Origin of the sequence: Anaerococcus nagyae (assembly GCF_040364225.1) — a bacterium.
GTDB classification, from domain to species: domain Bacteria; phylum Bacillota; class Clostridia; order Tissierellales; family Peptoniphilaceae; genus Anaerococcus; species Anaerococcus nagyae.
Genome location: NZ_AP031484.1, coordinates 1,339,196 through 1,351,124, shown reverse-complemented (window position 1 = coordinate 1,351,124; position 11,929 = coordinate 1,339,196). Strand labels below are relative to the sequence as shown.

The window sequence follows — 11,929 nt, the reverse complement described above, 5'->3', positions numbered from 1 at the left end:
AAAACTAAAGGAGATTAATATGAAAGCATTTCACACAGATAAAGCACCAGCAGCAGTAGGACCATATGTTCAAGCTATAGGAACAGAACAATTTGTTTTCACATCTGGACAATTATCACTTAATCCAGAAAATGGAGAATTAATTACGGAAATCTCTGCTGCAGCTAGACAATCATTAGAAAATGTAAAAGCTATTCTAGAAGAAGCAGGTTCATCAATGGATAAAGTTGTAAAGTGCAATGTTTATCTTGCAGATATTAACGATTTTGCTGCAGTAAATGAAGTATACAAAGAATTCTTCACAGATCATAAACCAGCAAGATCAGCTGTCCAAGTAGGAGCACTTCCATTAGGTGGAGTAGTAGAAATTGAAGCAATAGCAACTTTATAATTTAACTTTTAAAGATTGAAATCAAGGTGGGTTTATCCCACCTTTTTTAGTAGAGGAAATATGGCTATAGAAAATAAGCAAATTATAAAAAGTGTGGATAATTTAAATGATTATTTAATAAATACTAGAAGATATTTACATGAAAATCCAGAATTATCTGGTAAGGAAATTGAAACTAGTAAGTTTCTAAAAGAGCAGGTAAAAGAATTAGGCCTTGATATAAAAGAAGTTCTTGGTACTGGATTTTATGCAATCCTTGACACAGGTAGGAAAGGCAAAACCCTAGGTCTTAGGACAGATATAGATGCCTTGCCAATTTTAGAAAATAGGAATAACTTAAATGGAGCAAGAATTTGTAGGTCTAAGGATGATGGTGTATTTCATGCTTGTGGGCATGATGGACATATGGCAATTCTTTTGGGGGTAATGAAAATTTTAGTAGAGAATAAAGATAAATTAAACGGTAAGATTATTTTTATTTTTGAAGAAGGAGAAGAAACAGGTAGTGGTATATCTCCTATGATAGAATCCTTAAAAAATGAAAAAATAGATGCCATATATGGTAATCATTTAGCATCATTTCTAGAAACTGGAAAAATAGGATTAGATGCTGGCCCCGTTATGGCTGGATTTGGAATTGTAGATTTTACAGTTAAAGGTAAGGGTGGACATGGATCTAGACCAGACTTATCAGTTAGCCCTATATTTGCAGCAAGTAATATTATAAATTCCCTTGCAAGTGCATGGGTAAATAGGCTTGATGTAACAAAGACAGTTACCCTTGGCTTAGGATCTATTAATGGAGGTACAATTGCTAATGTCATACCAAACGAAGTTAGGGTTACAGGAACTATTAGATTTTTTGATAGGAAAGAAGGAGAAAAAGCTGTTGATTTAATTAAAAAAGTTGGTAAACTTACTGCACAAGCCAATGAATGTGAATTTATAGCTAACGATATAAGAGTGGAGTATAATCCGGTTATAAATGATGAAAGTCTATCTGATCTTTCTAGAAAAGCCAGTGAAGATATTATGCCAAATTCTGTAAAAGAGGATGTTATATGGTTTGGATCAGAAAGTTTTTCTGATTACAATAAGATTGCCAAGACTATGTTTGCTCTAGTAGGAACAAAGAATGATAAGCTAGGATCAGGGGCTGAGCATCACAATGAGTACTTTGATATTGACGAAAGGTCTATATCTATAGCTATAAAGTCTATGGTAAAATTTGCCAGTATTTATTTATCTTAACTTTGGGTATAAGATTATTGAAGTAAATAATAAAGGAGATAGTTATGACAGTTAAAATTGGTGATTTAGCTCCAGATTTTAGATTAAAAGATCAAAATAAAGAAGAAGTAAAATTAGCAGACTTAAAGGGTAAAAAGGTTATTTTATCATGGCATCCGTTGGCGTTTACATCAGTATGTACTGATCAAATGAGGAGTCTTGAAAGAAATTACGATAAGATTCAACAAAAAGCTGATACAGTTGTTATAGGACTTTCCATAGATCCATTCCCAGCTAAACAAAAATGGGCTGACATACTTTGTATTGAAAATGTAAAAATAGCTTCAGACTTTTTCCCATATGCAGAAATAACAAGGGCCTATGGTTTATTCAACGAAGAAAATGGAGCTAGTCAAAGAGCGAATGTAATCATTGATGAAGATGGAAAAATTCAATGGGTTAAAATTTATGAACCTTCACAATTGCCTGATGTAGAAGAACTAATAGAAAATCTATAAAAATACTTACCTCCAAGTGTAACTTGGGGGATTTTTATTATTCAGAAAATATTGTCCAAAACAAAATCTGTAAGTTTTTTAATTTTTCATCTAGTACTTATAATAAGTTAATATATTTACTTTAATATGATAATTTAAATTCAATCTATTTAAACAGCTTATTTAGGGTATCAATAATAAATAAGAATAAGACTTACTAATATAAAGGAGTTTATCTAATGAACTTATCAAATGTTGTTGACCTACAAAGAGAATATTTTTTTAGTGGGCAAACAAAAACTAAAGAATTTAGAATAGAAAATCTCAAAAAACTTAATAGTATACTTGAAATGTTTGAGGATAATATACTGATGGCTTTAAGCAAAGATTTAGGTAAATCAAACTTTGAAGCTTATGCATCAGAGCTTACTATGGTTTATGATGAAATTGACTTGGCTATAGAAAATTTGGGAAAGTGGATGGAGCCAATTCAAGAAAAAACTTCAGTAGCATCTATGCCTGCTAAATCTTATACTCTTTATGAACCTTTGGGTGTAGCGCTCATTTTATCACCATGGAATTATCCATTTTTACTTTCTATAGATCCTATAATTGGAGCGGTGGCTGCTGGTAATACTATTATCTTAAAGACTAGTAGAAAATCAAAAAATACTACAGAACTATTAAAAGACATATTAAATGCAAATTTTGATCCTGAATATTTATTTGTGGTAGATAACGATCAAGTATCTCACGATGAACTATTATCATACAATTATGACCATATTTTCTATACAGGTGGCTATAAGATTGGTAAACACATTATGGAAGTTGCTAGTAAAAACTTAACAAAAGTAACTTTAGAACTTGGAGGAAAATCTCCTACTATAGTAGATAAAGAAGCAAATATTGGGCTTGCAGCAAGATCTATTGCCTGGGGTAACACAGTTAATGCTGGTCAAACTTGCGTATCACCTGACTATATTTTAGTGCATGCATCTATAAAAGAGAAATTTATTAATGAATTACAAAAGGCTTTATTTGATTTTTATGGTCCAGATTCTCTAAATAATCATGATTATCCAAAAATAATTGATGAAAGTCATTTAGAAAAATTAGTTTTTTTATTAGAAAATCAAGATATTATTTATGGTGGTAAATATGATAAAGAATTATGTAAGATAGAGCCAACTATAGTAGATAATGTTGATTTTAATAATAAACTAATGGATGAAGAGATATTTGGACCAATATTTCCAATAATAACTTATAGTAATGTCAACGAGGTCTTATATAAGATTAAAACACTTCCAAAACCATTAGCTTTATATCTGTTTACAGAGAATCAAAGGCTAGTTGACAAGGTTATGTATAATATGGAATTTGGAAATGGAATGGTAAATGATACATTAATGATGGTTTCTAACCCATACTTACAGTTTGGAGGTGTTGGCAATAGCGGTCAAGGTGGATATCATGGTTATTATGGATTCCAAAATTTTTCTAATAGAAAATCAATAATGAATGCATCCTCAAATATAGAAGTTAAAATTAAATACCCTCCTTATGATGATACTAGATTAAGAATACTTAGAAAATTAAAATAATATATAAAAAATAGAGAGCATGGTTTCGTAGACCTTGCTCTCTATTTTTATTAGATTTCTGTATTGTCTAAATCTTCTTTAATAGCTTTTGCTAGAGCTTTTATTTCTTTTACTTGCTCCTCTTTAACAGATGAATTAATAAGTACATCTTCACCTATATAAGTATGTTTGCCAGCTTCTAGAATTTCTTTAGATTTTTTGAGACTTGTACCTCCCCATGACCAGTTATTTAAGAAAGATACATGTCTATTTTGATAACCTGTTCCTACTAATTCTTCTAAGAAGGCCTCCATTCTGTAGTAAAGACCTGAATTATAGTTAATTGGTGCAAAAACACTGTGACTATATCTATGACAATCTGAGATTATATAAGATGGATCCCAATCAGATACATCATATAATTTAATATCTTCGCTAACTCCTAGATCAGCTAGTTCTCCTGCAAGTATATCAGCTGCTTGTTCTGTATCTCCATACATTGATGCGTAAACAATTGCTATACCTTTTTCTTCTGGAGTAAATGTTGACCATTTATTATATTTATCAAGGATAAATTTTATTGATTCTGGATCATCATAGACTGGTCCATGAAGTGGTAAGATAGCGTTAAATTCAAGCCCTTCCACTTTTTTAAATAGTGCTTGAACTTGTTTACCGAATTTACCAACAATGTTGATATAGTATCTACGAGCTTGATCTAACCAATTGCCCTTGTGAATTACATTTTTTGCTTTTAAGTGTCCTTCTATAGCATTAAATGAACCGAAAGCATCAGCACTAAATAAGATCTTGTTATTTGTTTCATAAGACATCATCACTTCTGGCCAGTGTACCATTGGAGCAAAAACAAATTTAAGATTATGATCTCCTATATTTAATTCATCACCATCTTTTACTTCATAATATCTATCTTTGAACTCATCATTATAAAACTGTTCATATAATTTGAAAGTTTTTGTATTACCAATAAGTTTAGCATTTGGCCATCTTCTCATACAAACATCTATATTTCTACAATGATCTGGCTCCATATGATGAACAACTATATAGTCTAGGTCTTCACCATCCAATGCTGCTTCAACATTTTCAATATATTGTCTACCAAAAGCTGCATCAACGCTATCCATTAAAATATTTTTCTCATCTTTTATAAGATAAGAACTGTATGCAACCCCATTTTCTAGAGGGAACATATTTTCAAATCTATCAATTCTTCTGTCGTTTACACCGACATAATACACATTATCTAATATTTCTCTAATATTATGCATAATTCCTCCTTATAGAAATCACTCATATAAATACTATACAACTGTTAAAAAGTAAATAAAGTTATTTTGTAGAAGCAAACATTATCGAATATTTTAATATATTAGCGTAAATTGAAAGTAAAAATACTACTAATAAGACTATAAAATCACATATTTTATTTGGGGTAAAATGATATCAAGAGGTAAAATTATGAGAAAAAATTTAAAAATTAGATCTACCAATTTTGAAGTTAGTATTGGTAATGTAAATAAAAATAAGGAAGAGATAAAAAAATTAGTAAAAAAAGCAGATGAAGAAGGAGTAGATATCTTATCTTTACCAGAACTTTCTTTAACAGGAGCAAGTTTATATGATGGATACAAAGACTTAACTAATCAATGTGAACAAGCTTTATATGATTTAATAGAATTTTCTAAAGAACATATGGTATTTTTTACTGTAGGATTTCCGCTTTCCTATAATAATAAGATATACAACGCCATTGCCTTAATAATAAATGGCAGCATTGCAACTATTACTACTAAAAAAAATCTTGGGGTTTTAGAAAAAAATGTATTTGATAATGATATGCCAGAAGATGAGTGCATTAATGCTATGGACGGATGGCAAGATATAAATATGAATTGGTATACAGTTAACGGTCTTTCAATAGCTATTACTATAGGAGAAGATGAGCTAATGACGATTCCTAGAAGTTTAGCTTATAAAACAATAACAGAAGCTCAGCAAGAAATTATCTTAAATCCTTCTGCCCAAGTAAAATTAGTACTTAATGAAGATGAAATTATAAATAGAGTTAAGTTCTTATCTAAAGATATAACTTATGTTTATACATCTGCAGGTAGGGGAGAAAGTACAACAGACTTTGTATATAATGGTTTAAATATAATTGCAAATAACGGTGAGATAATCTCCTGTGCTACAAATATTTCCAGTGATTATATAGACAAATATTATTTAAACTCAGATACCGATAGCTTATTTTATAAAGAATTTACTAATAAAAGGTATAAAATTGAAAAGTTTCCTTATTTACCGGATTATGAGGATAGGGATAGGTATGTTCAAGATGTTTTAGATATTGGAGCTATAGGGCTTTTAACTCGAATGGATCATATTGGAGTTAAGGATGTATTTTTAGGTGTATCTGGTGGACTTGATTCTACCATGGCTCTTTTAATTTTAGTCCATGCTTATAGAAAAAAGGATCTTGATTTATCATCTATACATTGCTATACTATGCCTGCTTTTGGAACAAGCCATAAGACAAAATCTAATGCCTTTAAACTATGTAAAGCTTTAGGACTTACTTTAAATGAAATAGATATAAGTGAATCTGTAAAAATTCACCTAAGAGATATAGGTCATGATGGAATTACTCAAGATACTGCTTATGAAAATGCCCAGGCTCGAGAGCGTACACAAATTTTATTTGATCTAGCTAATATGCACAACGGTATAGTCATAGGTACTGGGGACCTATCTGAAAATATGCAAGGTTTTGCTACCTTTAATGGAGATCAAATGAGTAATTATTCTCTAAATGCTTCTCTTACAAAAACAGAAATTAGATATATAGTAGCTGCTATAGCTGAAAGCACTGAGAATATAGAGCTTAAATTAGTATTGAACGAAATATTAGATACACCAATATCTCCAGAACTTATTAGCCAAGATAAGGGTGAAATCAGCCAAAAAACTGAGGACATAATAGGACCTTATGAGTTAATAGATTTTTTTATATATGAACATTTAACTTACCATTTGTCAGCTGAAGAAATACTAGAAGATGCTGTATCAGCTTTCTCTGATAAATATGATAGACAGACTATTAGAAAATGGGTTATTTCTTACTTTAAAAGGTTTACTTCTAGTCAATTTAAGCGATCTACTAGCGTAGATGGACCAAATATGACAGGTAGGTCATTTAGTCCACGTGCAGGGTTTAAAATAGCATCCGATATGAGCTTCTCATCTTATATAGAGGGACTAGATGAACAATAAAAATAAAGTAAAGTTAGGCACGGGTTTAATTGTCGCAGGTATTCTTATAGGAGCCTATATAGATAAACAATGTTTTGTGGCCAAGGAAGAAAAGGTAATATTAAAAAGTGAGAAAATTAAAAATCCTATTAGAATAACACAAATATCAGATTTCCATTCCAATGCTATCAAAAATTTGGATGAACTTTTAATAAATGTCAAAGATTTTGATCCTGACTTTATCATACTTACAGGTGATATGATAGATTATGGAACGGATGCTAAGATTGACCGTAGCCTGTATTTTTTAAAAAAATTAGCAGGACTTAATAAAAAAATTTTCTATATTACTGGTAACCATGAGGAAACGGGTCCTAATTTAGATAGATTTTTATTTGAGTTAGAAAAGCTAGGAATTGTATATTTATATAATGAATGTTACGAACTTAATATAAGAAATCAAGATATTTATTTATATGGAACTAGTATGCTTGATTTTTCCTATAAAAACTATAAACCTAAGAAAAATAGCATAAATGTAATTCTTAGTCACTATTCTAAAATTGTTAGAGATAATTATATAGGAAACGAAGATTTTATTTTCTCTGGTCATACTCATGGCGGACAGGTACGAATGCCGATAATTGGTGGATTAATAGCTCCAGGAGAAGGAGTGCTGCCTAATTATGATAAAGGGGTCTTTAACTACAAAGACTCAATTATATATGTAGATAGTGGTTTGGGAAATACGTTTTTACCATTAAGATTTTTGGATCAAATAGAGTATAGTAATATTACTCTTGCGCCAATAGTTTAGTGGTAAAACAAAGGTGTCCGAAGCCTAAGATGGGGGTTCGATTCCCTCTTGGCGTGCCAAATAGAAAGGAAAATAAATGAAGTCATTAGTATTACTTAGTGGAGGAGTTGATAGCTCCACGTGTCTAGCTATGGCATTAGATAATAAGGAAGAAGTTATAGCAATTTCAATTGAATATGGACAAAGTCATGGTAAAAGAGAATTACAAGCTGCAAAAGATATAGCAAATTATTATAAGGTAGATCATAGGATAATTGATCTATCTAATATATTTAATGCATCAAAATCATCGCTTAATAAGAATAATAACTTAGAGGTTAGCAAGGGAGACTATGCTGATCAGGAAAATATAAATACCGAAGTAGAATTTAGAAATGGGGTATTTTTAACTGTAATGGCATCTTTAGCTCTACAATTTGACGCTAATAAGATTTATTATGGAGCCCATTTAGACGATAGCGGAGCCATTTATGCAGATACTTCTGAAGAGTTTATAGACTCTATAACAAGGACTATAGATATAGGGACTAGATCAAAGGTAGAAGTAGTTACTCCTTTTAGAAATAAAAGAAAAGAAGATATAGTTAGAACTGGTTTAAAATTAAATCTTCCTTATGAGTTAACTTATAGTTGCTATGTTGGCGGTGATGAGCCTTGTGGTGAATGTGGAACATGTATAGATAGGAAAAAAGCATTTTTAGCTAATGGAATTACAGACGAAAAGTATTTTTAAGTAAAAATAATATGTAATAAGAGCCCGCTATTGATAAATATCAATAGCGGGCTCTTATGCATATAAAATATTTACAAATAGTAAATTCTTCTTATGATTATATTATTTAGAATTTTTAAAATTTAAAGCTTAATAATTTATTATTTATATTATTATAGCTTTAATAATAAATAAAAGTGTACTATAATATTGGTTTATATCAGTCTATATTATTTATTAAATTTTAAACTTTCGTATGAAGTTCTATAAATTTTTTTGGCAATCTGGGCAGATACCTGTGAATTCAAAGTTGTGTCCTTTTATTATAAATCCAGTCTCTTTCTCTATAATATTCTCTAGATTATGAACTGGACAATTTTCTATTACAAACTTTTTGTGGCAATTATTGCAAGTTATAAAGTGCTTGTGATCCTCGTTATTTAGCTGATAAAAACTTACTCCGTCAATCGTAGATTTTAAAAGAACATTTTTTTCTTCAAGTAAATTTAAATTTCTGTAAACTGTAGATAAATCTATATAAAAGTTTTTACTAAGTTTATTGTGAATTTCTTCAGCTGCTAGCGGATTATTTTCTTTTTCTAAAATTTCTAATATTAATTTTCTTTGTTTTGTGACTTTTAAATTCTTATCTTTTAATATTTGGTTAATACTCATTATTACCTCTTAAATAATATTATACAATTATTTGACAGAGAAAAAAATTATTATATAATTATAGATGCAAATCATTTGCATCTATATAAGGAGGAATTATGAAAAAACAAAATATAGCATTAATTTTAGCACTATCAGCTACTTTAGCTGCTTGTGGTAATTCAAATCAAAATCAAGATACAGATAAGGCAGCTACTAACCAAAAGCAAGAAGAAGTAAATACAGAAAATAGCGATAACAAGCAAGATAATGATATAGAAAAAGAAGATAGCAACATAGATAATGAAGATAAAGATACAGAAAATAATGAAAGTAAACAAGTAGTATACACTTCATTTTATCCTATATATAACTTAACAAAACAAATTGCTGGAGATAAAATGGATGTCAAAGCTTTCACTAATTTAAAAACTGAAAGTCATGGTTGGGAACCATCAGCAAAAGACATGGCAGACTTATCTGCTTCTAATATCATGTTTATAAATGGCGCAGGAATGGAAGAGTGGGAAGAATCTGTTGAAGATTCATCGGATGTTGATTTAATTAACACTAGTGAAAATATAGATTTAATTAAAGCATCAGATGAAGATCATGATCACGAACATGAGGATGCTGATGGTGACCATGATGAAAGTGAACACGTAGATGCTGATCACGAACATGAAGATGCTGGTCATGATCACGAAGAAAGTGAAGAACATCACCATCATCATGGAATGTATGACCCACACATTTGGCTTTCACCAGTAAATGGTAAAGAACAAGCTAAAGTCATTGCAGATAAATTAGCAGAAATAGATCCAGATAATAAAGATTATTACATGGATAATTACAAAAAAATTGAAAAAGAACTTGATGATATGATTGATGAGTATAAAGAAAAATTCGATGGAGTAGATAATAAGGACTTCATGGTAACTCATAAAGCATTTTCATATTTAGCACGTGATTTTGGTCTTAATCAAATGGCACTTACAGGTTTAATGTCAACAGGTGAAGTTAATCCAGATGTATTAAAAGATGCAGTTAATGATGCTAAAAATTCAAATATTAATACCATCTTTTATGAAATGGGAGGATCTGACAAACAAGCAAAGATCTTAGCAGATGAAATAAAGGGAGATGTAGCTCCTCTAAATACTATGGAGTATGCAACTGACGAAGACTTAGATAATGATATAAGCTATCAAGACCTTGTAAAAGCTAATCTAGAAGCCTTATATCAATCAATGTTTAAATAATGAATATACTAGAAATAAATAATTTAAGTTTTTCTTATGATAAAAGTCCTATTTTAGAAAGTATAAATTTAACTATCAAAGAAGGTGAATTTGTTACTATAAGCGGAGCTAATGGATCTGGTAAATCTACTTTGATAAAATTAATATTAGGTCAATTAAAAGCAAATAATGGATATATAAAATTATTTAATGATCCACTTGAAAAATTTACTGATTTTGAAAAAATTGGCTATGTACCGCAAATTAGAGAAGCATCAGGACTTTCTTTCCCTATAACTAGTCGTGAATATGTAGTTTTAAATTTGTATAATAGCTTTAATAAATTTAATAGACCTACAAAAGATAACTGGATTATGGTGGATAGTGTATTAAAATCGCTTAATATCAAAGAGCTTAGGGACATTCCTATAAATAAGCTTTCAGGAGGACAAGCTCAAAGAGTTATGATAGCTAGAGCTCTTGTTAATAATCCGGAGTTTCTAATACTTGATGAGCCTACTGTGGGTATTGATAAAAAAAGTAAGGATGATTTGATTAAACTGCTCATACACGTAAACCAAAATTATCACAAGAGTATATTAATGATTAGCCATGAAAGTGACTTTAATAAAAAGCTTGGAGCAAAAAATGTAGAGCTAAAGGATGGTGAATTAAAATATGCTTGAATTTGACTTTATGAGACGCTCTCTTTTAGTAGGACTTATGATAGCTCTTATTATCCCAATGATTGGGGTGATAATGGTAAATAGAAAAACGTCTATGATTGGTGATGCTCTTAGTCATAGCTCTCTAGCAGGGATTGGATTTGGCCTTATAATAGGGATAAATCCAATCTGGACTTCACTTTTAGTTTGCATACTAGCAAGCTTTGCAATAGAGTTAATCAGATCAAAGTTTAAAAACTATGGTGATATGGCCACAGCACTTGTAATGAGTACAGGAATTGGTATTGCAGCTATACTCTCTGACTACACGCCAGGAGGAACAACTTTTGAATCCTTTATGTTTGGATCAATAGCTACAGTTAGCAGAGAAGATGTAATAATAGTAGGAATTATTTTTATTATTGTGTCATTAATCTCCTTTTATTTTTATTATGCACTATTATATAATTCAATAAATCCAACTATGGCTAGACTTGCTGGTGTAAAAATAAATACAATTAATAATATATTTACATTTATTACAGCAGTTACTGTAGCCATATCTTCAAAAACTGTAGGTGCTTTAATGATTACTTCTTTAATGACAATACCTGTTGCTTTATCTTTGCTTTTAGCAAGGTCTTATAAAAGTACTTATAAGTTATCTTTGATATTTTCAGTAATATTTACTATGATAGGAATAAGTGCTAGCTATTATATAGGTATAAAGCCAGGTGGAGCTATAGTATTGGTAGGGATAGGATTTTTGATTATAGTTAGCATAATACTTGCTATAAAAAATAATTTAATAAAAAACAAACATTCAAAGTAGGTTAATAGCCTACTTTTTTTCTATGTTA

General features: G+C 30.1%; 12 protein-coding genes and 1 tRNA gene. 11 read left to right on the top strand and 2 right to left on the bottom strand.

Annotation, left to right across the window (positions count from 1 at the left end):
- Positions 1-19: 19 nt before the first annotated feature.
- From ABXG81_RS06655 to ABXG81_RS06640, 4 genes are all read left to right on the top strand, one after another.
- Positions 20-391 (top strand): RidA family protein, encoded by a 372-nt coding sequence (locus ABXG81_RS06655; protein ID WP_117522094.1) that lies wholly within the window; start codon positions 20-22, stop codon positions 389-391.
- 60 nt (positions 392-451) lie between these two features.
- Complete coding sequence (locus ABXG81_RS06650) at positions 452-1,642, top strand: amidohydrolase (protein ID WP_245325744.1); 1,191 nt, start codon at positions 452-454, stop codon at positions 1,640-1,642.
- Between the two features lie 44 nt (positions 1,643-1,686).
- The gene (locus ABXG81_RS06645) at positions 1,687-2,139 is read left to right on the top strand and encodes a redoxin domain-containing protein (RefSeq protein WP_117522093.1); all 453 of its coding nucleotides are present in this window, start codon (positions 1,687-1,689) and stop codon (positions 2,137-2,139) included.
- A gap of 218 nt (positions 2,140-2,357) precedes the next feature.
- On the top strand, positions 2,358-3,725 hold the full coding sequence (locus tag ABXG81_RS06640; protein ID WP_353528594.1) for an aldehyde dehydrogenase family protein: 1,368 nt from the start codon (positions 2,358-2,360) through the stop codon (positions 3,723-3,725).
- 50 nt (positions 3,726-3,775) lie between these two features.
- Here ABXG81_RS06640 and ABXG81_RS06635 read toward each other — a convergent pair whose 3' ends face one another.
- The gene (locus tag ABXG81_RS06635; protein ID WP_209814569.1) at positions 3,776-4,996 is read right to left on the bottom strand and encodes an FprA family A-type flavoprotein; all 1,221 of its coding nucleotides are present in this window, start codon (positions 4,994-4,996) and stop codon (positions 3,776-3,778) included.
- A gap of 190 nt (positions 4,997-5,186) precedes the next feature.
- On the opposite strand from ABXG81_RS06635, the gene nadE reads away from it, so the two are divergent.
- The 4 genes from nadE to queC all read left to right on the top strand — a co-directional run bounded on the left by nadE (position 5,187) and on the right by queC (position 8,530).
- The gene (nadE, locus tag ABXG81_RS06630; RefSeq protein ID WP_316116132.1) at positions 5,187-7,001 is read left to right on the top strand and encodes an NAD(+) synthase; all 1,815 of its coding nucleotides are present in this window, start codon (positions 5,187-5,189) and stop codon (positions 6,999-7,001) included.
- Positions 6,991-7,797 carry a metallophosphoesterase gene (locus tag ABXG81_RS06625; protein ID WP_316116131.1) on the top strand — a complete coding sequence of 269 codons (807 nt, stop codon included), beginning with the start codon at positions 6,991-6,993 and terminating at the stop codon, positions 7,795-7,797. The genes nadE and ABXG81_RS06625 overlap by 11 nt, the downstream gene beginning before the upstream one ends.
- Positions 7,783-7,856, top strand: a tRNA-Arg gene (locus ABXG81_RS06620). The genes ABXG81_RS06625 and ABXG81_RS06620 overlap by 15 nt, the downstream gene beginning before the upstream one ends.
- 17 nt (positions 7,857-7,873) lie before the next feature.
- Positions 7,874-8,530 (top strand): 7-cyano-7-deazaguanine synthase QueC, encoded by a 657-nt coding sequence (gene queC, locus ABXG81_RS06615; RefSeq protein WP_117522088.1) that lies wholly within the window; start codon positions 7,874-7,876, stop codon positions 8,528-8,530.
- 243 nt (positions 8,531-8,773) lie between these two features.
- Here the strand turns inward: queC and ABXG81_RS06610 are convergent, their stop codons facing one another.
- A complete protein-coding gene (locus ABXG81_RS06610; RefSeq protein WP_209814571.1) occupies positions 8,774-9,184 on the bottom strand; it encodes a Fur family transcriptional regulator in 411 nt (136 codons plus the stop codon).
- A 98-nt stretch (positions 9,185-9,282) separates the two neighbouring features.
- Between ABXG81_RS06610 and ABXG81_RS06605 the strand changes: the two genes are divergently transcribed.
- Genes ABXG81_RS06605 through ABXG81_RS06595 form a run of 3 tightly spaced genes read left to right on the top strand, consistent with a single transcriptional unit; the run spans position 9,283 to position 11,901 of the window.
- A complete protein-coding gene (locus ABXG81_RS06605) occupies positions 9,283-10,425 on the top strand; it encodes a zinc ABC transporter substrate-binding protein (protein ID WP_117522086.1) in 1,143 nt (380 codons plus the stop codon).
- On the top strand, positions 10,425-11,090 hold the full coding sequence (locus ABXG81_RS06600) for a metal ABC transporter ATP-binding protein (protein ID WP_117522085.1): 666 nt from the start codon (positions 10,425-10,427) through the stop codon (positions 11,088-11,090). The genes ABXG81_RS06605 and ABXG81_RS06600 overlap by 1 nt, the downstream gene beginning before the upstream one ends.
- Positions 11,083-11,901, top strand: coding sequence for a metal ABC transporter permease (locus ABXG81_RS06595; RefSeq protein WP_117522084.1), 819 nt, complete (start codon positions 11,083-11,085; stop codon positions 11,899-11,901). Before ABXG81_RS06600 ends, ABXG81_RS06595 begins: the two co-directional genes overlap by 8 nt.
- Positions 11,902-11,929: the final 28 nt, after the last annotated feature.

Excerpts from the sequence above, each read along its gene's own strand:
- ABXG81_RS06650 (WP_245325744.1), top strand. The coding sequence starts at position 452 with ATGGCTATAGAAAATAAGCAAATTATAAAAAGTGTGGATAATTTAAAT.
- nadE (WP_316116132.1), top strand. The coding sequence starts at position 5,187 with ATGAGAAAAAATTTAAAAATTAGATCTACCAATTTTGAAGTTAGTATT.
- ABXG81_RS06605 (WP_117522086.1), top strand. The coding sequence starts at position 9,283 with ATGAAAAAACAAAATATAGCATTAATTTTAGCACTATCAGCTACTTTA.
- ABXG81_RS06655 (WP_117522094.1), top strand. The coding sequence starts at position 20 with ATGAAAGCATTTCACACAGATAAAGCACCAGCAGCAGTAGGACCATAT.
- ABXG81_RS06645 (WP_117522093.1), top strand. The coding sequence starts at position 1,687 with ATGACAGTTAAAATTGGTGATTTAGCTCCAGATTTTAGATTAAAAGAT.
- ABXG81_RS06595 (WP_117522084.1), top strand. The coding sequence starts at position 11,083 with ATGCTTGAATTTGACTTTATGAGACGCTCTCTTTTAGTAGGACTTATG.
- ABXG81_RS06600 (WP_117522085.1), top strand. The coding sequence starts at position 10,425 with ATGAATATACTAGAAATAAATAATTTAAGTTTTTCTTATGATAAAAGT.
- ABXG81_RS06635 (WP_209814569.1), bottom strand. The coding sequence starts at position 4,996 with ATGCATAATATTAGAGAAATATTAGATAATGTGTATTATGTCGGTGTA.
- ABXG81_RS06625 (WP_316116131.1), top strand. The coding sequence starts at position 6,991 with ATGAACAATAAAAATAAAGTAAAGTTAGGCACGGGTTTAATTGTCGCA.
- ABXG81_RS06610 (WP_209814571.1), bottom strand. The coding sequence starts at position 9,184 with ATGAGTATTAACCAAATATTAAAAGATAAGAATTTAAAAGTCACAAAA.
- ABXG81_RS06640 (WP_353528594.1), top strand. The coding sequence starts at position 2,358 with ATGAACTTATCAAATGTTGTTGACCTACAAAGAGAATATTTTTTTAGT.
- queC (WP_117522088.1), top strand. The coding sequence starts at position 7,874 with ATGAAGTCATTAGTATTACTTAGTGGAGGAGTTGATAGCTCCACGTGT.